A 24209-nucleotide genomic window follows, 5' to 3' on the forward strand; every position below is an offset into this window, starting at 1 on the left:
ATGCTGTATTATTGAAAACGATCCGATGTGTCCGCCGTAATTTTACGTTACGGACACTTTATGATATTTAATTTATTATTCTTCAATGAAGTCTTTAATTAATGCAATTACTTCAGTTGTTTGTTCTGCATGTAACCAATGACCAGCATTATGAACTGTTTTTAAAGTTGAATTATTAAATTGCTGTTGAATTGCAGTAATATATTCCTGTTTTTGAATATATGGCGAATTTCCACCACGAATGAATAAGGTTTCAACATTAGTATGCATCGCATCCCAAGACAAAATATTAGAATAGTTTTCATATAATGCATCTACGTTAAATAACCAATGGTCACGAGAAAAAGATTTAAGTAAAAACTGGATGACCATATCTTCATTAATATCATTTTTCATTATTTCGATTGCTTCTTGACGTGATTTTACTTGTGCATTTTTTACAGAAAAAAGTGCTTTAAATATTTGATTATGATGATTTTCTTTATATGCATATGGTGCAATATCTAATACGATTAATTTTTTAATTTTTTTAGGAATAAGTGCAGCTAATGTCATTGCAATTTTTCCTCCCATTGAGTGCCCTATAACAATACTTTGTTCAATATTTAGGCTTCGTAAAGTTTCAATAATATCTTCAGCCATTAATCTATAATTCATTTCTGGTGAATGGTTAGATTTACCATGATTACGGACATCAACTTGAATTACATTGTATTTTTTGGAAAACTCTCTTGCAAGCATTCCTAGATTACTTAAACTCCCAAATAAGCCATGAATAAGAATAATATTTTCACTACTTTTTTCATTTTTCTGGTATTCATAATTTAGTTGCATTTTGATATTTTCCATTAATTTGATTTTATTATTTTAACATTAAAATTTGCTTAGGCTATTTTTAATGTTAAATTTTAATACTATTAATATAAAAAATGTTAAGGATATATGATTCCATTAATATTCTAATAAGCACTTAAATTATTGATATATATTGAATTATTATATAGAATAAAAAATTAGCTTTATTTTCCTCTAACTGGGATCTTTTTCGAAAATTAAATAAAGCATTTTATTTTTACTAAAGCAACATTACTACTGATGCTGATGAAAGCTTACCAGAACCATTATTAGACACGTACTTTTTTCTTACTGAGAGAATATTGGGTAGCATTAGCAGATGAATATCACTTAAAGCCGTATAATAAAAGAAAAATATCATGTGGTTAACGGTAAAGCGAAAAGTATTAAAGGATATTTAGCTGGGGTTTATACTTCTTTATGTACGTTTATGCCCTCAAAACAAGCCCCTCTTTCGTTTTTGATAACAACTTTTACTTATGTGTATGAATTTCAATTAAAGGCAGTCTTCTTCTTTTTTCTTATTGAATTTTAAAAATTTACTTAGGCTATTTATTAAGGGTAATAAGCAAATGCGCTTTGTTTTAATTGCTTAGGCTATTTTAATATGAATCATAAGATAATGATCTTGCTTCAAAATAATCATTTATAGATGCATGATGAGCAGTTATTCTCTATCCTAAAATCAAACAAATATTTTTATGGCTATTTATTTTGTAATCTGCTGTTAGGTTAACAAATTATCCCTCCTCTCCTAAAAGTTATTATTGTAAATTAAAGCAGCTATCCGTGAGTTTTAGTCATATGAGCAAATACGTCAGCCGTAGAATATCTGAATCAGAGTTTCTAGCATGAAATTTTTAAGCATTTTAAATCGATAAAGATCACAACCAATACAATATTGTTAATATTTTTTAATTAATTTATTGATTCAATCAAGTGTTTTCCCGGTAATTTTTGAGACAACTCGACTTTTTTATTTAATTAAACTAAAATAAACCATTGTATCTATCGGAAAAATCATGTCCGTTTTTCTATTTTGCATTAACAGAAAATCAATCATATGACTAAACAATCAACTCGATTAATCCTACTTAAAGCTTATTTTTGCTAAATCTTACAGCGCTATCATTTAGCAGTATTTTTATTTCTAACATCGTTAGATTATGAATAAATTTAGTAAGATTTTTTTAATATCAGTATATGCAACAAACTATTTTGCTATTTTAATAATTAACATGAAGTAAACAACTTGAAATCTATAAGAGGAGATGGTTTGCAAAATATAACGCTTTTAGAGCAACTTCAAACTTGGATAGATCGGTATCAATGGATAGATTTACTAACGTCCCTATCAATTGTAATCGCTTTAGCACTGATTATAAACTACATTGCCAAACATATTATTGTTCGTGGTTTAAAGAAGCTAATTTCACAAATGCATTTTGTCAATCAAGATATATTTGAAGGACATAGTGTTATTAGCAGGATTGCCAATATTGCACCAGCTTTAGTGATCATGTATGGAATTGCTACCGTTCCTTATTTACCTACTGAAATTACTTCACTAGTCAAAATGCTAACTCAAGCATTTATCTTTCTTACTATTGCTTTGGCAATTTCAGATCTATTAAATATTTTTAATCTTGCCTATCAAAAAAATTCTAAATTTAAAAATAAGCCAATTAAAGGCTATTTACAACTGATTAAACTCATTATTTTTATTGTATGTATTTTAAGTATCTTGGGTACCTTTCTTAAAAAGGATATATTTACCCTTCTCGCAGGATTTGGCGCCATGGCTGCGGTCATGATGTTGGTATTTCAAAATACCATCTTATCAATTGTCGCTGCTATTCAAATTTCATCCTATGATATGATTCGCATTGGTGATTGGATTGAAATGCCATCGTTAAATGCAGATGGCGATGTTGTTGATATGTCATTACATACCATTACCGTCCAAAATTTTGATAAAACCTTAACAACGATTCCAACCAATAAATTAGTAACAGATACTTTTCGAAACTGGCGAGGTATGTCTGAGTCAGGAATGAGACGAATTAAGCGTTCTCTATTTATTGATCAAAGTTCAGTACATTTCATGACACAGGAAATGCAAAGTAAATTAAAAGACTTTTTATTACTTAATCAATATATTGACCTTAAGATTGAAGAACTTAATCAATTTAATCAACAACTCTCTAATCCAGCCAAGTTAAATCAACGACGCCTAACAAATTTAGGAACATTTCGTGCTTATATCGAGTTTTATTTAAAACAGCATGAAGGTATCAGTAACAATGCAACACTGATCGTACGACAATTACAGCCAACTAGCCAAGGAATACCTTTAGAAATTTACGCATTTACCAATACAACCGTATGGAGTAATTATGAGAATATTCAATCTGACATCTTTGATCATTTAATTGCAATTGTTCCGGAATTTGGTTTAAAAATTTATCAAGCACCTTCTGGATCGGATTTACAATTAATGACCAATAAAATCCAAGATCAAATAACATCAATGTAAAAACGTATTGTGCCTATAGGAAATGACATGACATCCTATAGGTGCATATTCACAAAAATTACTGTTTGCTAGCTTTATATGTCTAACTGATGCATATGTGTAAACTTGCCATCTTTAATTTTATATTGATCGATTTGTGGTACTAATGTTTGAAAATGTTCAGATTCCACATGTAAATCTAGCGCATTTCGATCAAGCCATTTTTCAATAAAAATAAAATGACCTATATTTTTAATATCTTGATGTAGTTCATATAATATACAGCCGCTTTCATTTCTGGTCTTTTCAACCAGCTCTTTATAGAGCGGTAATACTAGTTCAACTTTATCAGCTTCAATAAAATCTTCCGCAATGAGTGTTAACATCTTTTATCACCTCCTAACATATCCAGAAAACCCAAATAATCAACATGGCTAATATATCGTAAAATAATGCATCAATATAAATTAGAAGTAGCACAAACTATAGATATAAAATTATAGGTAGCTTTCAAACAAATTAACTATTTTCTAGAAATTTAAATAAAATTCTTAATTTATATTATTGAAATTTATACATTTAATTTAAATAAATTATTGAAAAGTAAAGATATACTAAATTCAAATATTAGATGTCACAGAGTAATGATGCACACCCAGTTAGACTCAATTTTAATCTGGAGATTGCAAAATGAACTTTCACTTTGGCACCTATTCTTGCGTTAGTTAGGCATAATAAAAGATGAGTACTTGCCAATTAGCACTGTTATTAGTCAAGAATCAAATGACACCATTGCAGATTTGTATTGATACAATTTCTATAAAAATTGGATTGAATCAAAAAAATATACGTACAAATATATGTATAAATATTTGTACTTTTTAAGGGTCCGTAAATGAAAGTTGTGACTTATTCTGATTTAAGGAAAAACCTAGCAACTGTACTCGATGGTGTTATTGACGACCATTCTCCTGTACTTGTAACTCGGAAAAATAACCAGACTGCTGTTTTAATTAGCCTTGAAGATTTCAATGCCTATGAAGAAACAGCATACTTAATGAGTAGCCCAACCAATGCAGCTCATTTAATGAAATCTATTGCACAATTTAAGTCAGGAAAAATTAGTCAACATGAGTTGATTGAAGAATGATTTTGAGTTGGACAGATGAAGCTTGGAATGATTATCTAAATTGGCAATCTACCGACAAACAGACTTTAAAACGAATTAATTTACTAATTAAGGATGTTATAAGATCACCATTTGAAGGTATTGGCAAACCTGAGCCACTTAAATTATATTTAAGTGATTTCTGCTCAAGAAGAATAGATAAAACAAATCGTCTTGTTTATGAGGTTTTAGATCAGAAAATCCTGATTATATCTTGCCGTTATCATTATGATTAAGATTTATAAATTGAATTTTTTGAAAAATTTAATACCTAAAATTACGTTCCAAGTAGAAAAAAGAATCAATGTCTATTTAAAATATGCATAGGGATCTTGTTATTTAACTTTTAATTCTTAATAGTATATGTTTTTAAGCCTATTTGTGACTCAAAAATAAGATAAAAGAGATTTTTTATAGCTATAGGGTGATCTTCTTTATATTTGGTGCAGTCACTGCCAATAAGTATTGTTGCATCACGGGTGAAAGTCCCTGGAAACATGCATAACGATGTCCATATAATTTTTCATCTACAAAGCTTCTTTCTACTGTCTCCTTCGGTCTGACGTAGATCTTTTACCTTGTGGATTTAACCTTTCATTCATTCGATCCTTACTATCCTTCCAGACACGGCGAGTCATTACTTTGATTATATTTTGGACTTTGTATAATACATTACTCTCTAACAGAATAGGGCTGGCAACGCTTATAGACGATCGAATGTGACCATTTCGAGTTCTTGTTAAGTAGATTGATATTTCAGCATAATGCTATTATAAAAGGTCTTACAAAAATGTAAGACCTTTGTCAGCAACAAAAACTTCCTTAAAGAGGTTTTTATATATTTTATTTTAAATCAGTCTGATCAGTGACTAAATTAATTTTCAAGATATCAATATCTATTTTGAGCCAATCATTCTTTAATTTTTGTAACTCTTGATCTGTTAAATTATCATCACAATACACTCTATATTCCTCACCACCATGATTCAAGTGTAATACTTTCTTATGTTGTACATTTTCTTGAAGGGTATAACTATCTGGAGTTGGAGAAGCAATGAACTCAAAATCACCTTGTGTATTTTTTATTGCAATAATATGTTTTATAACATTTTTCATAATATGTAACCTATTTAATTTTTTTTATAATAATACAAATTGTTATTTAAGTACTTTTAAATGAATTTGATTTTTGTATTATTTCATTAACGAGTATTACTTATACAACTGAATTTGTGTAAGACATTATTGAGAATTGCAACACGGCTTTAATAGGATAATATTCAACGAATATAAATTAAATATCATGTCTTTTTCTCAAAAAAACACCCTAATAATATCAGGGCATTCACTCACTTGAGCAAGGCCACTCACGTGGCTGAGGTGTACAATAAAACATTACAAAACAATATCTTAATATATATTAAGCTTTAAAACTCTCTACATTAAAATTAACTATTTTTAATAATAAGTGCAAGTTTTTTACTAAATTTTTTGATTAAAAAATAATCAAAAATATTATAATTTTCAAATATTCTATCCATTTGATGTTTTATTAAACAAATATGTATTAAAGTCTATAATATTCAACATTATCCACAGTATTTGTATCAGCAATAATATCAACAAAAAGCTCTATAATTATTTACCTCTATGCTGTAAATAACAGACAAGCAAAACTTGCTTTCAACATGATCTTAACTTTTGAAGCATGAAAATAGCTTAGCTTGGCGATATAGCACTCAAGTACAGAATTTAAAGAACAAGCAATTAATAGCTATTAGCTCAGTTTTCTTTTAAATAGATATTCATCAGCACCACACTAACCCTTTGTCTGCTATATAGTTAAATGCTGACAAACTATTTGTAATTTCTTATGAACAAGATTCTTATCGGAACATCATTAATTGTATTTACCCTATTATCTTCTTGTACTTCTTCACCAGCGAATAACACATTAACAAAACCTATTATTGGCATGGCTAATCCAGCAAGTATTTATTGTGAGCAAATAGGTGGATCGTCTATCACGAAACAAGATATTTCTGGAAATGAAGTTGGTTACTGTAAACGATCTGACGGTACAATCATTGATGAATGGCAACTTTATAGGTCTGCACATCAAGAGAATCAAAAAAATCTAATTATTAGTTACGATGTACCTAAAAAACAAAATGTTCTTAAAGTAATTGAAGCACAAAAAATACAAATCATTTACGCTTTAAAGAACATAAATATTATAGTAGTCTCTATTCCACAGTCAGCGACCCAAGAAAGTACCAAACAACTCAAGAAAATTGATGGTGTATTAGATGTTCAGGAAGATTCGAAAATGGAATTGCATTAATTTAAGAAATAGATTGGTAATACCCTCTTTATTGATTATTGTTTAAAATTAGGGGGGGCTACCATCAACTGCCATATGTGATCTTTCATGATAATAAAAGTACTGCCATGCTATTGTACCGTTTTCGCTATCATCAATATCTGCAAATAAATACTGATTAGACATTCATCACACACTATTCGGTTAAAACGTTCAACCTAAGCCATTCTATTGAGGATAACCTAGTTGAGTAAATAATACTGAATCTCATGTTATTTTCACTAGATCCATTAAATCACTCACGTAATCCGGCCTATTAGCAGGTGTTTCTGCTTCCTTCAGCTTGCTTTTAAATACTCATAATTAAGCTATCTGAATATTTAGATATTTTCATAAAAAATCTCCTCGTTTCAAGGTGATTCGATTTTCTAATTTTAAAATCGTTTAATTTTTGATAACATTACCACAGCTCTCACTATTACTGAATAAGGTATCTCTCAGCCTGATTACAGTATTGATCAACCTACCACCTATAGCGTATAAGTACTGCAAGCCTTCCGAAATAACATCAGCAGTGCAGTGGTCAAAGTTGATGATTAATTTTCCTATTTCAAGTCAGTTTTAATTTTGCTGCATATCTAGATAGTTACGGCGTAACAGATTTTGCCATATTTAAATTAGACAAAAGTAATCGTACAGCATTTCTAATTCATATTAGAGATCTTGCTGATGTACTAGATACAGAACGAGAACTGACCAATATAGAATTTAAAATACTTTATTATTAATATGAATCAAATGAAGCATTTCATGAAAAGTTAATGAAATTATTTTTTTAGGTGAAATATTGTACTGCAGCGTTTACCATGACTCATGTCAGCTATATTGATAACGCACTTTGCACAATCGGAGATTTTTTAATGAGTCACCATACATTAATTTTAGTTTGGCTATAAATACCTTCTGTTTCAGTTAGATATAAATTAATCACATCCAACAGTGTCAAATTCATATCATTTTGATTACCATGTAAAACATTCGGATTATTTTTAATTTTACGTTCAAATTGCACCAATCAGCTTAACGCAATACGTTCGCTACTCAAGGCTTTGCTTTCTATAAATGGAGGGACATCTTTACGCTGGATACAAATGGCTGTTCTATACTTTAAAATCTCTTCTAATAATATTCGGCTGAAAACTGAACCCATATGTTCCCCTTCACTAATTTTGCCATTGTGAGGCAATTCAAGGGGCAAATATAAACCTATTCATAGGGATTATAGAAGGATTTTAAACAAATTTCATTTTGCCTGAATTTACGCGTAAAATACTATTTATCATTATAAATTTATCGGTTTTTTAATCCCATATTATTGTTATTCAAAGGAATTTTATTATGTTGAAGTGGTTTGAAAAATTATTAGATCCTTATCCAACAGATCATTTATTAAAACCACTACCAACACGTTTTTTTTCATTTGTTTGGGAAACAGCAAAAGGTGTACACCCTTATTTATTCATATTAGTGCTATGTTCTGCAGGTGCAGCGACTTTTGAAGCATTACTTTATGCCAATATCGGGAATCTAGTCACATGGATTAGCCAGAGCCAACCAGATACTTTCTTACAACAACACCAAATGAATCTGGTGGTTCTTTCTTTGATTTTATTTGCCAATATTGGGTTTTCCAGTTTACAGTCCGTGATTAAACATCAAATTTTATATAGTACTTTTCCAATGCGCCTACGCTGGCGCTTTCATAACTTATTATTACAGCAAAGTATCGATTTTTTTCATAATGATTTTGCAGGACGATTATCTGCTAAAGTCATGCAAATGGCTTTAGCAGTCCGTGAATTTTGGATTATTCTCGGTGATATGCTGGCCTATGTTTTGGTTTATTTCATTACTGTAAGCATTGTTTTTGCAGCAATTTCTCCTTGGCTCATGATTCCACTTTTTATTTGGCTCATTTGTTTTATTAGTTCCGCATTGTTTTTTATTCCTAAACTCAGCAAGGTTGCCAATGAACAAGCAGATGCACGTGCAGTCATGACAGGTCGTGTCACAGATGCTTATACCAACATTCAAACAGTTAAACTTTTTGCACATGCTGGGCGTGAAAGTCAATATGCTAAAGCATCCATGAAAGAATTCATGACGACTGTATATAAACAAATGCGCTTAGGTACATACTATGACTTAAGCTTGAGTTTACTTACGATCATACTTTACGGCGGCGTTTTAGGCACTGCAATTTGGCTATGGATGAATGGTCAGATTGATGTAGGTGTAATTGCAGCCGCAACAGCAATGATATTAAAGCTCAATAGTATTGCTGAATTCATTATGTGGCAAAGTTCTGCATTATTTGAAAATGTCGGTACCATTCAAGATGGTATTAAAACTTTAGGACGCCCCATTAGTATTCAAGACCAACCAAATGCGCCTGAATTACATGTGACACATGGCAAAATAGAGTTTGAAAATGTCAGCTTCGCCTATCATGATAAAAATGTCATCAACAAACTAAATTTAACCATTCAACCTAGCGAAAAAATTGGGATCGTAGGCCGTTCTGGTGCTGGTAAATCGACACTCATTCAATTGTTACTACATTTTTATCAAACTCAACATGGCTGTATTAAAATTGATGGACAAGATATAGCAAATGTTACTCAAGATAGCTTAAGAAAAAATATTGCACTTGTTACCCAAGATACCTCTCTACTCCATCGAACTGTAGAAGAAAATATTAAATATGGCCGTCCAAATGCATCTGATGAAGAAATGTTTGTCGCAGTCAATAAAGCTCAAGCGACAGAATTTATTCCAAACTTAATTGATCTACGCGGTTGTAAAGGCTATCAAGCATATGTCGGCGAAAGAGGTGTCAAACTTTCGGGTGGCCAACGCCAACGTATTGCAATTGCACGTGTTTTCTTGAAAGATGCACCTATTCTTATTCTAGATGAAGCGACCAGTGCATTAGATTCTGAAGTTGAAGCGGCTATTCAATCTAGCTTAGATGAGTTAATGCAAAATAAAACCGTTATCGCGATTGCACACCGTTTATCGACAATTGCTCAAATGGATCGGTTGATCGTCTTAGATCAAGGTCAAATTGTAGAACAAGGCACACATGAGGAATTAATCGCTAAAAATGGTATTTATGCACAATTATGGCGTAGACAGACAGGTGGTTTTCTCATGGAAGAATAATTTCTTGGTTTAAAAACAAAATATGAAACTGTCTTCATCAGATCAGATAATTTATTTGTTTTCCCCAAATACATCAGGTAATGTGAATATTTAAGTTAAAAATAAACAAGGATGTAAATACATGCTGTATTTGGAAGATATTCAAGTAGGTGACCAGTTTAAAAGTCGTGAATATGAAATGACATTAGAAGAGATTAAGCAGTTTGCAGAACGCTATGATCCGCAACCTTTTCATTTACATGAAGACTTAGCCTCAGAACATCCTATATTTCAAGGTCTAGCCGCAAGTGGTTGGCATACATCTGCAGTTATGATGCGATTATGGACTGAATCTATTCCAATTGCTCATGGTTTGGTTGGAGCAGATACATCGGTACGTTGGCCTAGACCCACACGTCCAGGAGACAAAATTCATGTTGAAGTGACCATTGATTCTATCACGCCGTCTAAAAATAAAAATGATCGTGCTATTGTTGGCTATACCACACAGGTATTAAATCAACATAATCAACCCGTATTAATTTCTACGACGCGTATTGTCGTATTCAAACGAGAAATACAGGATTTAGATTAATACAGAATGATGGTGTTGGTGATTGTATCTATACTCTCACCATACAGCCATAATTGCATTTCATCTCAATACAGTACTGATTTAATCATTAAATAAATTAACACGATCATCTATATTACGATTTAAGAAAAAATATAAAAATAGTTTAAAAACAACCCTGAATACTATTTATATCCATCAATTCGCCTATTTAAGACGTCATATAACTTTTGTTTTAGATTAAAAGCATGTATAAATCATGGCAAATAAATTCAAGACTTTTGAGGAGCTAATCTCATGCATCATCCTTCAGACTTAAAATATGCAACGACACATGAATGGGTACGTATTGAAGGTGATCTGGTTGTAACGGGTATTTCTGATCATGCGCAAGATGCCTTAGGTGATTTAGTTTATGTAGAAGCACCTGAAATAGGTCAACATCTCCAAGCTGGTGAACAGGCTGGTGTAGTAGAGTCTGTAAAAACGGCATCTGATATTCACGCACCTATTTCAGGTGAAGTAGTTGAAGTCAATACAAACTTGGAAGATGATCCAGATTTTGTTAATGATGAACCTTATGCAAAAGGTTGGATCTATAAAATTAGACCAGATAATATAACAGACGTAGAAAAATTGCTGTCAAATACAGAATACGAAGCAGGATTATAATTCTATTATCCAACTGAATATACAAATTGTGATAATCATATGCTAAAAAGCCTCAAATACTATGAGGCTTTTTATGCAATTATTTGATTAAATTAAGCACTTAACTTAAGTGACTGCTGATGTAATTGCTTCGCTACATCAAGTAATAACTGCTGAGTTTTTTCCCAACCTAAACAACCATCTGTAACAGATTGACCATAAGTCATTTGTGTTGATATTTTCTGTGCACCATCATATAAATAACTCTCTAACATGACGCCACGTACATGGCTAAGAGGGCGTTCTGCAATAATCTTTTTTAATACATCAGGTTGTAGTAATGGATTTTTATGACTATTACCATGACTACAATCAATCACAAATGCAGGGAATGCTGTCGTCATCATTTGCTTCATTTTTTCAATTTCAACTAAGCTATAATTTGGTCCTGAATTAGCCCCACGCAAAATTAAATGTGCTTTTAAATTACCTTTAGATTCAAGTAAACTTACTGTACCAGATTGACCTAAGCCTAAAAATTGATGAGGACGTGATGCCGATTGAATCGCATCTAATGCAATCTGAATGGAGCCATCCGTTCCATTTTTAAAGCCAATACTATATGGCATATAACTTGAAATCTCACGATGAATCTGTGATTCACTTGTGCGTGCACCAATAGCCCCCCAAGTTAAAAGATCATCAAAATATGCTGTTGCCATAGGGCTTAATAATTCTGATGCTAGTGGCAATCCCATTTCAATTAATTGCAAATATAATGCACGAGATTGTTCTAAACCACTTTGCATATCTGCAGAACCATCTAAATGCGGATCATATAAAAAACCTTTCCAACCTATCGTCGTTCTAGGTTTTTCAATATATGCTCGCATTACAAAGAAAATTTGATCAGCTACTTGAGTTTGTAATTTTAATAATTTTTCAGCGTACTCAATTGCAGCAACTGGATCGTGAATTGAACATGGACCAATAATAACCATTAATCGATGATCTTGACCATTTAAAATATTGGTAACAATTTGACGATGATGTTGAATTTGTTTGATTAAATGCTCGGGTAATTGCAGCATTTGTTTTAATTGCAGCGGTGAAACAAGTGATGTTTCTTTGGTAATTGTTTTTTCTAATGTATTTACTGAAGCATTCATAAATATTTCCTTAAGGATTGCATTATCAAGCAATCCGAACTTTTATTTGAGCATATTGGGTCTATTGGAACATAAGATCATGTTAAAAAAACTAAACCAATAAAAGTTACTAAAGTAGGCAATGTTATAAGTTTTCATTTCAATTTTCCTCAATGTATAAAATCTGCAGATACAAAAAAACCCAACCGGGTTGCCGATCAGGTTTATACTGGTGGGCAACCTAATTTTGCCCGAACGCATTCAGGCAACTACATAAACTGCCAAAAATAATAATATGCGTTTGTATGTTGTATAGGTTGCTTTTGCATGTTCCAAAGATCTAATTTAATCTTAACTGATCTCTAAAATACGCATTCTTTACATGTTTGACAAGATCTTTTTAAAATTTTTCTCAATTTAATAACGAATTGATTCATCTATTAATCTTGTAGATAAACATTTATAGTCTTCTAAATTGATAAACAGTGATCAAAAAATCACTATTTATCTTATCGACTAAACCAATGATCTTATTCAGTCAAAATGTACAACGGAACGAATAGACTCTCCATCATGCATCAAATCAAATGCATGATTAATTTGATCTAAACTCATAGTATGTGTCACAAATGGTGCCAACTGAATATCACCTTGCATTGCTTCTTCAACCATACCAGGTAATTCAGAGCGGCCTTTTACGCCTCCAAAAGCAGTGCCTTTCCATGTACGACCAGTCACTAACTGAAATGGTCGTGTAGAAATTTCTTGACCAGCGCCAGCAACACCAATAATCACAGATTGTCCCCAACCACGATGTGCACATTCCAAGGCAGAACGCATTACATTCACATTACCAATACACTCAAAGGAGTGATCTACTCCCCAACCCGTCATTTCAACAATAACTTGCTGTACAGGTTGCGCATAATCCTTAGGATTGACAAAATCTGTTGCACCAAATTCTTTTGCCAAGTTAAATTTGTCAGGATTGGTATCCACCACAATAATTCGGCTGGCTTTGGCTTTTTTTGCCCCTTGTACTACAGCTAAACCAATACCACCTAAACCAAATACCGCAACCGTATCGCCTTCTTGAACTTTAGCCGTATTTTTCACGGCGCCCAAACCTGTGGTTACGCCACAACCGAGTAAACAAACTTGCTCCGGATTTGCATCTGGATTAATTTTTGCCAATGAAACTTCCGCAACAACGGTATATTCTGAAAAGGTCGAACAGCCCATATAATGATAAATTGGTTGCCCATTATATGAAAAACGTGTCGTACCATCTGGCATTAATCCTTTACCTTGCGTAGCACGAACAGCAACACATAAATTTGTTTTACCAGATTTACAAAATAAACATTCGCCACATTCAGCTGTATAGAGTGGAATAACATGATCACCTGGCTGAACACTGGTAACCCCTTCACCCACCTCAATAACAATACCTGCACCTTCATGACCTAAAACAGCAGGAAATACACCCTCGGGATCATCACCAGATAATGTAAAAGCATCTGTATGACAAACTCCAGTATGTGTAATTTTAATCAGAACTTCGCCCGCTTTAGGAGGGGCAACATCTATCTCAACAATTTCTAATGGTTGTCCAGGAGCAAAGGCAACCGCTGCACGTGATTTCATCTAAAATATATCCTTGCACATAGACACATATGCGTGAAAAGATGGAAATAGCAATTAAAATAAATGACAGAGACAATTCATATCTCTTGCATTTTATATAAAAGCATATTTAACAAGTATGACCATTTTATAAGTAATTTCTCACTTACAGCAATCTTATTTGATGTAATGAATAATGGTCCTGACTTGCTTTTCACTTTAGCTTTGATTATTTTTTAATAAACAAAAGATGTGTGTATTATGAAACGACCTAAAAACATAACTCATCTTACAGATAATGATGCAACCTATTGGATCCATGAAAAAAATTTTAAGGTTGAATTATCTAAAGGTTTAACAGCATTTTTACCTTTAAATGATGCTTTTTTAAGTATCGCATCACGACGACATATTATTAACAATGCTAAATTCACAATCGATTTACAGTATTATATTTGGAAAAATGATTCTATTGGTCAACTTTTACTCTCTGATTTATTAAAAGCAGCAGATCGTGGAGTCAAAATACGTTTATTAATTGATGATCAGAATGGCACACAATTAGATTCCACGTTAAAACTACTCGCATTACATCCTAATTTTAATATTAAGATTTTCAATCCATATAAATTTAGGAAACTACGCCTTCTTGATTATATCTTTCGCTTTAAACATATTAATCATCGTATGCACAATAAACTTATTATTGGTGATAATAAAATTGCTGTAACGGGTGGTCGAAATATTAGCCGTGAATATTTTGATGCGGGTGGTGAGTTTCAATTTGCAGATCTGGATGTTTTATTTTTTGGACCAGCAACGTCACAAGCTAATAATGTATTCCAACAATTCTGGCAAGACTCATTGAGTTATTGCATTACGGAACTAATCAAAATAGGAACTGCTGAAGATTTTCAACAATTAAAATATCGCTATGAGCTTGATCATTTAAGACTCACTCAATTTGAAAAGCAATTAGAACACGCTGAATATATTATTCGAGAAAAACTGCAACATAGCCCTATTCGTTGGGCAAAAGCCCACTTTATTGCCGATACACCAAATAAAATTAGGGGTAAAGCCAAAATAGAAGAGTTAATTTCGACACAAATGTTAAGTATTATCGGTAAACCTAAAAAATCAATTGAACTCGTTTCTGCATATTTTGTACCAAGACAAAATGGCCTAGAGTATTTAGTCGGCTTACGTAAGCAAAACACACACGTCCGTATTCTCACCAATTCCTATTTAGCCAATGATGTGCCTGTGGTTCATGCATTTTATCAAAAGTATCGTAAAAAACTTTTGGCTGCTGGTGTCAAACTATATGAATTTAAACCCTATATTGAACGTAAAAAACGTACTTGGTATGAAGTTGCCACAGGAAATGTAATTCCTGCTAAAGGCAAAAATGCATCACGCTTACATGCCAAATTTTTTGATATAGACGGCATCGTATTTATTGGTTCATTTAATTTTGATCCACGCTCTGTTCGACTAAATACTGAGGTTGGTCTCGTCATTGAATCAAATATCCTACAAGATCAAATTTCAAATACACTTAACGATCAATTACACAAAGTTGCTTATGAATTAAAACTCAACGATAAAGGTAAACTATTTTGGTTAGATCATAAAGAAAATGGCACGATTATTTATCATACTAAAGAACCACAAACCACTAAATTTCAGAGATTTGCTATTAGATGTGTTTCATTCCTACCAATTGAATGGATGATGTAATTACAAATTAATGACAATCTATACACATTATTGAGCCGTTATCGCTATTTTGTTTTATAATATTACTCGATTTCATCTGCCGCATATGGTGTATTGGTTTTAATGCAATTCTTTGATTTACATCGTCAACTTAATTTAAGTGATATTATTACCCCATTTTTAACACTCAAAGAGCTTGAACAACAAGTCTGGTTTTTAGCAAAAATTCGTGTTGAATATGACTGTTTAATAGATTCTGAATACTTAAAAGGTCAAGCCGTACTCAAATCTAACCATGATATACAAATAGAATTAGATTGGTTGCTACACGATACTGGGCAGGAATTACAAATTTTATTTATAGGCATCGAGACACCGGCTCATTCAGATACATCTATTATCATTAAAGGCGCTCAATTAATCGGAACAGATCAACAGATTCTATCCACAATGGCCTTCAATTTATGGATAGAAGGTACACTATTACCCATGTTACCCAATATCCGTAAAGACATTAAAGCGCGTTTAAATTTATGGGATTATGTACAGTATGATGGGTGAACACTAACTATAATAAACCGACTATTAAAAACAATTGATAATATGCTTTAGCTTTTAAGTCTAAGGGCAAGGGATAAGCCCTAGATGAAGATGGCATTCGATGTAAAGTCACTTGCCTACCCGAAAAATTACATTGTACTGATTGACCAATTTGTGGTTTAGCAGTACCTGTAGGCATAGATTCCATTAAAGTATCTGTCGCTTTATCTCCTGTCGTTAGGATATGCTGACAGTTTGGCATCGCAGCCAATAAAGTCTGTAAATTACTTGGTGTAACAATATCTAAAAATTTATCAGCAGCATTACCCTTTAAACGTCTGACTTGATAAGCTGTATCAAATATTCCAATCCCTTTTTCTGTTAAAAAATTCATGATTTTATGCAAGTGATAACTTTTATTGGTTAAATCTAAAAAATAGTTTTTATCTTGAAAAAAACATAATCCAAAAATTCGCCACATATCATTTTGATAATTCGGATAATAAAAATCCATCTTCCAACGAGTCTTCGGTGGCGGAAAACTTCCAAGCATTAATAACTTGCCATTGGGCGGTAAAAATGGTTCTAATGGATGAGTTTCTATTTCATTATCAGTCATTTATATTTATACCCTCGATCAGGATGATGCTTTATATTAAGAGATATTTTAGCTGAAAAATAAAGAAAAAATCGAATACCAATGTGGTTAAAAAATAATCATTCACAAAGAATTCACAATATTTTCACAATATGTTTTTAGGAAGCTTAATTTTATTGACCGAAATGACAGAGTTTTATAAGTGTTATTCATGTAATATTTCGCCGTTTTGGTGAGATATTGTGGATGGGTGAAGTTGCTATAATTTTATAGATCAAAGCTAATCGTTTTTGATTAACATTAATTATTAATGATTTTTCACCAAATAAGTAAAATAATCATATATAGTACATAAGTACTATATTTTAAATATTAATAATATTGTTAGTACAATTATGTCTAGAGATATTAAAGAACTTGAGCACCTATTATTTGGTGAGGCTTATCAATCGCAACTCTCCAAAAGTCTTAAAAATAAAGATGGTAAGCAAGTACCTAAACAAACCATACAAAATTGGATAAATAGCGGTGTTATGCCTGAGTGGATAGAACCTCAAATTGCAGATCTAGCAAAAAACCGACTTTTAGATTTAATGAAAATTAGTGCGATGCTTGGCAATACTGTAGCCCCAGATGATGATTATTTGTTATCAACCACCCTTGCTTGCGCATCTGCAAAATATAAAACACCAACAGATATCTTTACCCTAAATGGTCAAAGTGATGTTAAAAACTTTGCTTTACCAAACCACCTTAGTGCTATTTACATAATCACAGAAGTTGACGGTGATCCTGAGATTACATTTCAGGAGTTTACAAATTTTAGAGCCGGATCATCATTAAAATGCTCCCGAGCAAATGAGGTCAACAAAAAATCCAATACTTTATATGTTGGTTCATCTCAAAAAAATGTCAAAAAAAGACTCAAAGAGCATACTATTAACTCAGCTGATAGCACATATGCCTTGAGGTTAAATAAGTGGTTTTTCCGCAACTATAAAATCGAGGTTAGGGTTTATGGTGGTATTACTGCAGACGTTCTTCAATTGATTGAAGATGATTTAGCTTATCGACTTAAACCGGCATTTGGCAAAAAAGGGTCAAACGGCAAGTAACCAGTAGCAACCTAAGCGTTGAAAGCCCTCACTTAAGGGCTTCCACCATCTTTATCCAAGCTCTACTTCAAAAACAACTCCTTTTCCTTTGCACGACGATTAACTAATCCTTGCAATCATTTACCTCCGGCATTAACCCAAACATCAAATTGATTTGCTGCACCTTTAACATCACCAGCATTTAATTTTTTAAGTAGTGTTGAGTTTTTAAATGCACTTGAGCCGATGTTATAAGTCAGTGATACCAATGCATTAAACTGATTTTAAGTAAGTGAAACTATGGTAGCTTCATTCACAGTCTGTTCAAATGCTTTTAAATCGTTTTGCATATACTGTTTGACTTGTTTTTCAGTGCAGCTATCACCTTTTTTAACCTTTTGGCCATTCGGATAAATCGTGGTACCGAAGCCAATTGTCCAGACACCAACACCATCGTCATAGGCTTGCAGTCGCTTGCCCTCAAAGCTACAAATCAAAGCAATACCATGATCTGATATAATCATAGTGTTGAGATTTAGCATGTCTTGTACAGCAGATTGATCAAATGCAATAAGCTTATGTGATATAGCTCATGCTCGATGAGGGCACAAAAATCACGATCAGATGCTTGTTCACAAAATGTGGCATCGATCGTGATTAAATAAACAGGTACAAAACCAAACCAATCACGCATCTGCTGTTCTTGTCTTGCCTTCTTCCAACCACCTTGGGTTAAACATGACCTTTTCACATTGACCCAATACCATGCGTTTTTTAGCCACGGTGGCAGATGACGCCCATGCAAACGCTAGAAAGGTTTCGTCATCGTGAAGTAGCTCAGAAATATGATCATGATCGGGATTATGTAAGTGACCACCCACAGTTAGAAAGTTATCTACTACCCATTCTTTTAAATCTGTTGCAGGTGCAAGCCGAATAACTTCCTCTTCCTAGGCTTGGTCAATAAAATCAGTCGGTGGGAATGGTCTGATCTGGTCCATATTTCATCCAATAAAAAACCCACATTTTGTATGTGGGTTTTATCAATAACTTTACTTTTTAGACCAGAGCACTTGCTACTTCATAATGCGCTTTATCTAACTTCCCTTGGTTAAATAACCAAGTTGCCACTTCTGGCCATGAATACATCGCTGACTTTGAAGATAGTCCATACATTGGTTTTGGAAAGTTCCCATCCCCACGTTTATTTAGAGCGTATAGGGATAATACTTGTCGACTTAAACTTGCACGTTCTGCCATTTCTGATAAGGTAGAAACACCTTGCTCTTCAACAATTAAGTCTTGGTAACCTAATTTACGAATATCATTTAATGCTGAACGTATTGCAGTCACAGCATCATCAGCTTCGCGATCAAATTCTAAATAGATAGTATCATTATAGGTACACAACAATGCATCATCACAGCCCGCTTCAAAAAAGTGATCTTCTAAATCTGCAAGATCTGAACGAGCATCACGCACCACAATGGTAAAATGATAAGTATTCATTGTTCATCTCCATTACATTGCTTCACTTTACGCAGGATTTGTTTAGCATGCGTTTCAGGATCTTTGGGCGTACTCCAAATACTCATTTGATGTTCAGTATGTCCTAAAATACATTTTAACCGGCAAAATGCATGTCCTGATTTACCCGTTTCAACAATATCCCATCCATTCTCAACAGCATATTCAATAGCTTCTCGGATATGCTTATTTGGATATTTTTTCATATCTTATCCTTAGAGAATGTTTATTATATATTATTGTTGACATGTGTCAACACATCTAACTAATGCTATTTAAGTTATTTCAAACGGTTTGTACCATCTTCTAATCTCTCTAACTGTGAATTAATCCAACGAATCAGTTGTCCTGACTCAATCGCATGTGGATCAAAACGCTCAATCCTATAACCCATGTCTTCAGCTAAATCATATTTATTGAGAGAGTCTGCTATTTTCTTACCACCACGACCAACGGCCTAAGGGCTACCCACAATCTCAATAAGAAGATTTAGTTTCACAATATAAAAATCAAAGCGCCAGTTTCTGGTTGATTCAAATTGAAATTTACGGCGATAACCAATAAGGTTTTCTTCTAGTTCTTGAAATAAAGTTTCTTCAGCTTCTAAATACTTTTACGTAGCCTTAGGCAGTGGTTTGGTTCTAGGTTTTTTCTGATGAGATTCTTATTGGTTATGGCTTTGTATTTTTGAATATCCATGATTATCAATGGTTCTACTTTTAAGTGAATTTAATTATCAAAAACTATATCGAATCCCCAGCTTGTACACCAAGCTATCAGAATTCTCATGGATTAAGTTGCATATTGTCTGTCTGCTTATTACTGTTAAACAAACTTTAGAATCGTAATTAAATAACCATTGATAACTCAAATTACCAAAATAAGAAAAATGCTCAGATAATTTGATTTCCCCTTCAATAAACAATGGTATGGATATATATTTAAGTTTTAAATCAGCTGTAAGTGGTAAATTTGGATCTTTCAATTGTTGATTTAACCAAACATAGCCTATACCACTACCAATTGATCCATTGATTTTTTTACCACGGTAAAACTTATACAGAAACCCTGTAGATACTTCATCAAACTTTAGGATACTTATTTTCTGTTTATTGTATTCTGCATAAAAATTAATACTAGGTGTAACTCCAAAAATACCCCTTACAAAAAAACCTTTAAGCTTTTCTTTCGTGTCACCAGAAGTATCTTCACCACCAATGTAGCCAGTAGATATTGAGAAATCATGTTTTACTGGCATATGAATTTTCTCGGCAAATGCACAAGTAATCGAAGTACTTAAAATACTAAGCAATAAAAAATATCGCATTGGAACTACTCAAATTTATCAATTATTAATTTATCATCAACTCATTCTATAAAATATTATTCCTACATGTTTTCTTTACGCATTTACTGTCCTTTAGGTAAAAAGAAACCCGCACACAGCGGGTAAAGGTTTCGAATTCAAAACTTTTAAAAATATTAACACTCAATAATAATTTTCTAATTCACTAGGGTGTGTCCTCATTTAGATTTACACCAAATGAACATGCAGGCGATATAAATCATAGACTGATAATTACGTGCGAGTTTATCAAATCGAGTTGCTATTGCACGGAAGTGTTTTAATCTTGCAAAGGCATTCTCAACTAAATGTCTTAAGCAATATAAGTACTTATCAAAATCAAGATTGAATTTCTTACTATTTGATCTTAATGGAATAATAGGTATCATTTTTCGATTTCTAGCAGACTTCCTGATATATTCAGAATCATATCCCTTGTCCGCGATTAGATAATCTGCTGTTTCAATTAGATCTATTAGGTGTTCTGCAACTTGGCTGTCATGGACATCACCCCCAGTGATTTTAAAATCAATCGGTAATCCATTCGCGTCGGTTGCAAGATGAATCTTTGTTGTGAGTCCTCCACGAGATTGTCCAATTGCACGCTCGAAGCCATGCCGAGCTCCACTTGCATGCTGATGCGCGCGTATGTAGCTTCCATCAATGAATACCCATTCTTGGTCCAAGCTGCCTCGTAGTTTGAAAAAAATTTATCCCATAAGCCTTTCATAGCCCAGCGATTAAAACGGTTATAAGCAGTTTTCCAAGGGCAAAACTCTTGAGGAATATCACGCCATGTCGCACCTGTGCGTAGTTTCCATAAAATAGCTTCCATAATATTTCTACTGTTCTTTGAGCTATAGCAACCATGAAATTTCATTGTTACTTGAATCTGTTGCCAAATATCATCTGTGAGAAGAGTACGTGCCATTGAAAAATATTGAAATGGAGATAAAGTAGAGCCTAATTCTAGGCGTTTAAATATTATTCTTCAAATGAGGACACGCCCTAGGGTGTGTCCTCATTTAGATTTACACCAAATGAACATGCAGGCGATATAAATCATAGACTGATAATTACGTGCGAGTTTATCAAATCGAGTTGCTATTGCACGGAAGTGTTTTAATCTTGCAAAGGCATTCTCAACTAAATGTCTTAAGCAATATAAGTACTTATCAAAATCAAGATTGAATTTCTTACTATTTGATCTTAATGGAATAATAGGTATCATTTTTCGATTTCTAGCAGACTTCCTGATATATTCAGAATCATATCCCTTGTCCGCGATTAGATAATCTGCTGTTTCAATTAGATCTATTAGGTGTTCTGCAACTTGGCTGTCATGGACATCACCCCCAGTGATTTTAAAATCAATCGGTAATCCATTCGCGTCGGTTGCAAGATGAATCTTTGTTGTGAGTCCTCCACGAGATTGTCCAATTGCACGCTCGAAGCCATGCCGAGCTCCACTTGCATGCTGATGCGCGCGTATGTAGCTTCCATCAATGAATACCCATTCTTGGTCCAAGCTGCCTCGTAGTTTGAAAAAAATTTATCCCATAAGCCTTTCATAGCCCAGCGATTAAAACGGTTATAAGCAGTTTTCCAAGGGCAAAACTCTTGAGGAATATCACGCCATGTCGCACCTGTGCGTAGTTTCCATAAAATAGCTTCCATAATATTTCTACTGTTCTTTGAGCTATAGCAACCATGAAATTTCATTGTTACTTGAATCTGTTGCCAAATATCATCTGTGAGAAGAGTACGTGCCATTGAAAAATATTGAAATGGAGATAAAGTAGAGCCTAATTCTAGGCGTTTAAATATTATTCTTCAAATGAGGACACGCCCTAATGGTGAGCTTTCTTTTTTACTATTTGCAGGAATAATCATCTGAACTCTGCGTTGAGCGCTTCGAGTAATCAACTCACCTGTCTGGTAATTTTCCTTTTTAAATTTTACAGGCTTACCAAAAGCAATAATTGTATCTAATTCTTTATTTTGCTTTTATGAACCGTACCGGGTTTGTCGGAGAATCAATATTCTGAGTGAGAAGCACTGCTTCGCAAGGTTCGATGACAAAATTAAAATATACCCCTGAAATCAGAGAAAGAGCGGTTCAATTATTGATTGAATCTGAAAAAGATTATCCATCGAATTGGGCTGCGATCACAGCTATTGCTCCTAAAATCGGTTGTACTCCTGAAACACTACGTGTTTGGTATCAAAAATATTTAGATAAACAAAATCCAGTTAAAGTACAGCAGCTTTCAGACCAAGAACGTATCAAACAACTCGAAGAGGTGTGCAATATCTTTCCATTCGCTATACCAATCGTTTAGAAGCAGCAAATTTACGAGCATCAGTCGGTACGACTGGTGATTCATACGATAATGCTTTGGCTGAAACAGTGAATGGCTTATACAAAACAGAGGTGATTGAATATCTAAAAGCAGATTGGCAAGGTTTAGCAGATGTACAACTTGCGACACTAAACTGGGTAGATTGGTTCAATAAAAAGCGTGTAGTGCACTGGGTTATGTATCGCCTTTTGAGTTTGAAGCAATGTACTATGATAAGATTAACCCGTTAGGTCAGGTGGCCTAACTTAAATAAAAAAGTCTCCGACAAACCCGGTACGGTTCATTTTTTCTGGTGTTACTGGGTTTTTAAAGCCTGAAATAAAAAACTCACATGTAAGTGAAACCTCTGTATTTTTACTAGTATTCTTGATGCTAGAGCTAAAATTTCCTTCAGCTTTTCCACCAGGATAGATTCCACTAGCATCTAGTGAGGCTGAAACCATCTGACTTTGCTCTTTTGTTTCTGAATTAAAAATATAAATTGAATAAAATTCAGAACCTTTAATAATTTCAGAGACGTAAGTATCTCCATAAGTTTTTACAAATAAATCAATATCATCTTTGATTTTTAAAGCATTATCTGTAAATTTTATATTGTTACGAACAATACGTTCCTTTTGATTTACGGCCTTAATAATTACGCATACACTTTCATTTGTAATATTATTTTTTTAGCAAGAGATGCCTTTGCTCCAGCTGCATAACTTGCAGACATTGCAGCCGAAATATCCAATGCCTCATAAAATTCTGATAATGACTTTGTGACCTTTAAACTTACTACTGATGTACCAGTAGTAGGAATATATTCATCTATCTTTTCAATAGCTGAGTTTTTCACTTTATATTCAATATTATCAAACCCTTGTAACAAAGCCGTTGGTTCCGCACTTAGCTGTTTTTCATCTATATAAGCATTTAAATCACTACCTTTCTTAATATATTGTCGGATTAATCTA

At 33.1% G+C, this 24209-nt stretch carries 25 protein-coding genes and 4 pseudogenes; 12 read left to right on the forward strand and 17 right to left on the reverse strand.

The genetic code is table 11. The features are described from left to right. Nucleotides 1-75: 75 nt before the first annotated feature. Nucleotides 76-834 carry an alpha/beta fold hydrolase gene (locus QSG86_RS12330; RefSeq protein WP_317031771.1) on the reverse strand — a complete coding sequence of 253 codons (759 nt, stop codon included), beginning with the start codon at nucleotides 832-834 and terminating at the stop codon, nucleotides 76-78. 1306 nt (nucleotides 835-2140) lie between these two features. On the opposite strand from QSG86_RS12330, the gene QSG86_RS12335 reads away from it, so the two are divergent. Continuing rightward, nucleotides 2141-3391: a mechanosensitive ion channel family protein gene (locus QSG86_RS12335; RefSeq protein ID WP_410487497.1), complete on the forward strand. Its 1251-nt coding sequence runs from the start codon at nucleotides 2141-2143 to the stop codon at nucleotides 3389-3391. Between the two features lie 74 nt (nucleotides 3392-3465). On the opposite strand, the gene QSG86_RS12340 is transcribed toward QSG86_RS12335, so the two are convergent. Next, on the reverse strand, nucleotides 3466-3756 hold the full coding sequence (locus tag QSG86_RS12340) for a putative quinol monooxygenase (protein WP_317031773.1): 291 nt from the start codon (nucleotides 3754-3756) through the stop codon (nucleotides 3466-3468). A 509-nt stretch (nucleotides 3757-4265) separates the two neighbouring features. On the opposite strand from QSG86_RS12340, the gene QSG86_RS12345 reads away from it, so the two are divergent. Together QSG86_RS12345 and QSG86_RS12350 are read left to right on the forward strand one after the other, a co-directional pair. Then, nucleotides 4266-4520 carry a type II toxin-antitoxin system prevent-host-death family antitoxin gene (locus tag QSG86_RS12345; RefSeq protein WP_317031774.1) on the forward strand — a complete coding sequence of 85 codons (255 nt, stop codon included), beginning with the start codon at nucleotides 4266-4268 and terminating at the stop codon, nucleotides 4518-4520. Beyond that, nucleotides 4517-4774 (forward strand): Txe/YoeB family addiction module toxin, encoded by a 258-nt coding sequence (locus QSG86_RS12350; protein ID WP_317031775.1) that lies wholly within the window; start codon nucleotides 4517-4519, stop codon nucleotides 4772-4774. Before QSG86_RS12345 ends, QSG86_RS12350 begins: the two co-directional genes overlap by 4 nt. Nucleotides 4775-5381: 607 nt before the next feature. Here the strand turns inward: QSG86_RS12350 and QSG86_RS12355 are convergent. Further along, nucleotides 5382-5654 (reverse strand): hypothetical protein, encoded by a 273-nt coding sequence (locus tag QSG86_RS12355; protein WP_317031776.1) that lies wholly within the window; start codon nucleotides 5652-5654, stop codon nucleotides 5382-5384. 757 nt (nucleotides 5655-6411) lie between these two features. Between QSG86_RS12355 and QSG86_RS12360 the strand changes: the two genes are divergently transcribed. Then, nucleotides 6412-6882: a DUF333 domain-containing protein gene (locus QSG86_RS12360; RefSeq protein WP_317031777.1), complete on the forward strand. Its 471-nt coding sequence runs from the start codon at nucleotides 6412-6414 to the stop codon at nucleotides 6880-6882. A gap of 647 nt (nucleotides 6883-7529) precedes the next feature. Beyond that, nucleotides 7530-7649: a hypothetical protein gene (locus tag QSG86_RS16695; RefSeq protein WP_410487498.1), complete on the forward strand. Its 120-nt coding sequence runs from the start codon at nucleotides 7530-7532 to the stop codon at nucleotides 7647-7649. Between the two features lie 137 nt (nucleotides 7650-7786). On the opposite strand, the gene QSG86_RS12370 is transcribed toward QSG86_RS16695, so the two are convergent. Continuing rightward, nucleotides 7787-7933, reverse strand: a complete 147-nt coding sequence (locus tag QSG86_RS12370) for a hypothetical protein (RefSeq protein WP_317031778.1) — start codon at nucleotides 7931-7933, stop codon at nucleotides 7787-7789. Nucleotides 7934-8259: 326 nt separating this feature from the next. On the opposite strand from QSG86_RS12370, the gene QSG86_RS12375 reads away from it, so the two are divergent. The 3 genes from QSG86_RS12375 (at nucleotide 8260) to gcvH (ending at nucleotide 11311) form a co-directional block, all read left to right on the forward strand. After that, nucleotides 8260-10086, forward strand: a complete 1827-nt coding sequence (locus QSG86_RS12375) for an ABC transporter ATP-binding protein (RefSeq protein WP_317031779.1) — start codon at nucleotides 8260-8262, stop codon at nucleotides 10084-10086. Nucleotides 10087-10207: 121 nt separating this feature from the next. Further along, nucleotides 10208-10660 (forward strand): MaoC family dehydratase, encoded by a 453-nt coding sequence (locus QSG86_RS12380; protein WP_317031780.1) that lies wholly within the window; start codon nucleotides 10208-10210, stop codon nucleotides 10658-10660. 276 nt (nucleotides 10661-10936) lie between these two features. Beyond that, nucleotides 10937-11311, forward strand: coding sequence for a glycine cleavage system protein GcvH (gene gcvH / locus QSG86_RS12385; RefSeq protein WP_317031781.1), 375 nt, complete (start codon nucleotides 10937-10939; stop codon nucleotides 11309-11311). A 92-nt stretch (nucleotides 11312-11403) separates the two neighbouring features. Here gcvH and QSG86_RS12390 read toward each other — a convergent pair whose 3' ends face one another. Further along, nucleotides 11404-12459: a 3-deoxy-7-phosphoheptulonate synthase gene (locus tag QSG86_RS12390; protein WP_317031782.1), complete on the reverse strand. Its 1056-nt coding sequence runs from the start codon at nucleotides 12457-12459 to the stop codon at nucleotides 11404-11406. Between the two features lie 513 nt (nucleotides 12460-12972). Continuing rightward, a complete protein-coding gene (locus tag QSG86_RS12395; protein WP_317031783.1) occupies nucleotides 12973-14085 on the reverse strand; it encodes an S-(hydroxymethyl)glutathione dehydrogenase/class III alcohol dehydrogenase in 1113 nt (370 codons plus the stop codon). A gap of 240 nt (nucleotides 14086-14325) precedes the next feature. Between QSG86_RS12395 and QSG86_RS12400 the strand changes: the two genes are divergently transcribed. Further along, on the forward strand, nucleotides 14326-15807 hold the full coding sequence (locus QSG86_RS12400) for a phospholipase D family protein (RefSeq protein ID WP_317031784.1): 1482 nt from the start codon (nucleotides 14326-14328) through the stop codon (nucleotides 15805-15807). Nucleotides 15808-15909: 102 nt separating this feature from the next. Next, a complete protein-coding gene (locus tag QSG86_RS12405; protein ID WP_317031785.1) occupies nucleotides 15910-16347 on the forward strand; it encodes a hypothetical protein in 438 nt (145 codons plus the stop codon). A 7-nt stretch (nucleotides 16348-16354) separates the two neighbouring features. Here QSG86_RS12405 and QSG86_RS12410 read toward each other — a convergent pair whose 3' ends face one another. Continuing rightward, entirely contained in the window at nucleotides 16355-16945 is a 591-nt protein-coding gene (locus QSG86_RS12410; RefSeq protein ID WP_317031786.1) for a uracil-DNA glycosylase family protein, read from the reverse strand. 374 nt (nucleotides 16946-17319) lie between these two features. Here QSG86_RS12410 and QSG86_RS12415 point away from each other — a divergent pair, with 374 nt between their 5' ends. Then, nucleotides 17320-18039 carry a GIY-YIG nuclease family protein gene (locus tag QSG86_RS12415; RefSeq protein WP_317031787.1) on the forward strand — a complete coding sequence of 240 codons (720 nt, stop codon included), beginning with the start codon at nucleotides 17320-17322 and terminating at the stop codon, nucleotides 18037-18039. Between the two features lie 116 nt (nucleotides 18040-18155). Here QSG86_RS12415 and QSG86_RS12420 read toward each other — a convergent pair. The 8 genes and pseudogenes from QSG86_RS12420 to QSG86_RS12455 form a co-directional block, all read right to left on the reverse strand. Next, nucleotides 18156-18605, reverse strand: a pseudogene (locus QSG86_RS12420) (lysozyme). After that, nucleotides 18590-19019 (reverse strand): annotated as a pseudogene (locus QSG86_RS12425) (putative metallopeptidase); the annotation flags it as partial. The pseudogenes QSG86_RS12420 and QSG86_RS12425, both read right to left, overlap by 16 nt. 58 nt (nucleotides 19020-19077) lie before the next feature. Next, entirely contained in the window at nucleotides 19078-19527 is a 450-nt protein-coding gene (locus QSG86_RS12430) for an XRE family transcriptional regulator (protein WP_317031788.1), read from the reverse strand. Next, the gene (locus tag QSG86_RS12435) at nucleotides 19524-19751 is read right to left on the reverse strand and encodes a hypothetical protein (protein ID WP_317031789.1); all 228 of its coding nucleotides are present in this window, start codon (nucleotides 19749-19751) and stop codon (nucleotides 19524-19526) included. Before QSG86_RS12435 ends, QSG86_RS12430 begins: the two co-directional genes overlap by 4 nt. A gap of 74 nt (nucleotides 19752-19825) precedes the next feature. Beyond that, nucleotides 19826-20244: pseudogene (locus QSG86_RS12440) on the reverse strand (hypothetical protein). Between the two features lie 37 nt (nucleotides 20245-20281). After that, nucleotides 20282-20803, reverse strand: a complete 522-nt coding sequence (locus tag QSG86_RS12445; protein WP_317031790.1) for a hypothetical protein — start codon at nucleotides 20801-20803, stop codon at nucleotides 20282-20284. 266 nt (nucleotides 20804-21069) lie between these two features. Further along, nucleotides 21070-21821, reverse strand: a protein-coding gene (locus QSG86_RS12450) for an IS5 family transposase (RefSeq protein WP_410487449.1) whose coding sequence is annotated in 2 segments (ribosomal slippage) — nucleotides 21070-21599 and nucleotides 21599-21821 — 753 coding nt in all. Because the reading frame shifts where the segments join, the coding sequence is not laid out codon by codon here. A 90-nt stretch (nucleotides 21822-21911) separates the two neighbouring features. Further along, nucleotides 21912-22663, reverse strand: a protein-coding gene (locus QSG86_RS12455; protein WP_410487449.1) for an IS5 family transposase whose coding sequence is annotated in 2 segments (ribosomal slippage) — nucleotides 21912-22441 and nucleotides 22441-22663 — 753 coding nt in all. Because the reading frame shifts where the segments join, the coding sequence is not laid out codon by codon here. A gap of 302 nt (nucleotides 22664-22965) precedes the next feature. Between QSG86_RS12455 and QSG86_RS12460 the strand changes: the two are divergent. Beyond that, nucleotides 22966-23497: pseudogene (locus QSG86_RS12460) on the forward strand (integrase core domain-containing protein). A gap of 1 nt (nucleotide 23498) precedes the next feature. Here QSG86_RS12460 and QSG86_RS12465 read toward each other — a convergent pair. Together QSG86_RS12465 and QSG86_RS12470 are read right to left on the reverse strand one after the other, a co-directional pair. Next, a complete protein-coding gene (locus QSG86_RS12465; RefSeq protein ID WP_317031791.1) occupies nucleotides 23499-23696 on the reverse strand; it encodes a hypothetical protein in 198 nt (65 codons plus the stop codon). Nucleotides 23697-23890: 194 nt separating this feature from the next. Next, nucleotides 23891-24124: a hypothetical protein gene (locus tag QSG86_RS12470; RefSeq protein WP_317031792.1), complete on the reverse strand. Its 234-nt coding sequence runs from the start codon at nucleotides 24122-24124 to the stop codon at nucleotides 23891-23893. Nucleotides 24125-24209: the final 85 nt, after the last annotated feature.

Origin of the sequence: Acinetobacter sp. SAAs474 (assembly GCF_032823475.1) — a bacterium.
Lineage (GTDB): Bacteria > Pseudomonadota > Gammaproteobacteria > Pseudomonadales > Moraxellaceae > Acinetobacter.

Excerpts from the sequence above, each read along its gene's own strand:
- QSG86_RS12345 (WP_317031774.1), top strand. The coding sequence starts at position 4,266 with ATGAAAGTTGTGACTTATTCTGATTTAAGGAAAAACCTAGCAACTGTA.
- QSG86_RS12390 (WP_317031782.1), bottom strand. The coding sequence starts at position 12,459 with ATGAATGCTTCAGTAAATACATTAGAAAAAACAATTACCAAAGAAACA.
- QSG86_RS12435 (WP_317031789.1), bottom strand. The coding sequence starts at position 19,751 with ATGAAAAAATATCCAAATAAGCATATCCGAGAAGCTATTGAATATGCT.
- QSG86_RS12350 (WP_317031775.1), top strand. The coding sequence starts at position 4,517 with ATGATTTTGAGTTGGACAGATGAAGCTTGGAATGATTATCTAAATTGG.
- gcvH (WP_317031781.1), top strand. The coding sequence starts at position 10,937 with ATGCATCATCCTTCAGACTTAAAATATGCAACGACACATGAATGGGTA.
- QSG86_RS12430 (WP_317031788.1), bottom strand. The coding sequence starts at position 19,527 with ATGAATACTTATCATTTTACCATTGTGGTGCGTGATGCTCGTTCAGAT.
- QSG86_RS12465 (WP_317031791.1), bottom strand. The coding sequence starts at position 23,696 with ATGGTTTCAGCCTCACTAGATGCTAGTGGAATCTATCCTGGTGGAAAA.
- QSG86_RS12330 (WP_317031771.1), bottom strand. The coding sequence starts at position 834 with ATGCAACTAAATTATGAATACCAGAAAAATGAAAAAAGTAGTGAAAAT.
- QSG86_RS12340 (WP_317031773.1), bottom strand. The coding sequence starts at position 3,756 with ATGTTAACACTCATTGCGGAAGATTTTATTGAAGCTGATAAAGTTGAA.
- QSG86_RS12445 (WP_317031790.1), bottom strand. The coding sequence starts at position 20,803 with ATGCCAGTAAAACATGATTTCTCAATATCTACTGGCTACATTGGTGGT.
- QSG86_RS12405 (WP_317031785.1), top strand. The coding sequence starts at position 15,910 with ATGCAATTCTTTGATTTACATCGTCAACTTAATTTAAGTGATATTATT.
- QSG86_RS12415 (WP_317031787.1), top strand. The coding sequence starts at position 17,320 with ATGTCTAGAGATATTAAAGAACTTGAGCACCTATTATTTGGTGAGGCT.
- QSG86_RS12355 (WP_317031776.1), bottom strand. The coding sequence starts at position 5,654 with ATGAAAAATGTTATAAAACATATTATTGCAATAAAAAATACACAAGGT.
- QSG86_RS12360 (WP_317031777.1), top strand. The coding sequence starts at position 6,412 with ATGAACAAGATTCTTATCGGAACATCATTAATTGTATTTACCCTATTA.
- QSG86_RS12375 (WP_317031779.1), top strand. The coding sequence starts at position 8,260 with ATGTTGAAGTGGTTTGAAAAATTATTAGATCCTTATCCAACAGATCAT.
- QSG86_RS12400 (WP_317031784.1), top strand. The coding sequence starts at position 14,326 with ATGAAACGACCTAAAAACATAACTCATCTTACAGATAATGATGCAACC.
- QSG86_RS12380 (WP_317031780.1), top strand. The coding sequence starts at position 10,208 with ATGCTGTATTTGGAAGATATTCAAGTAGGTGACCAGTTTAAAAGTCGT.
- QSG86_RS12395 (WP_317031783.1), bottom strand. The coding sequence starts at position 14,085 with ATGAAATCACGTGCAGCGGTTGCCTTTGCTCCTGGACAACCATTAGAA.
- QSG86_RS12410 (WP_317031786.1), bottom strand. The coding sequence starts at position 16,945 with ATGACTGATAATGAAATAGAAACTCATCCATTAGAACCATTTTTACCG.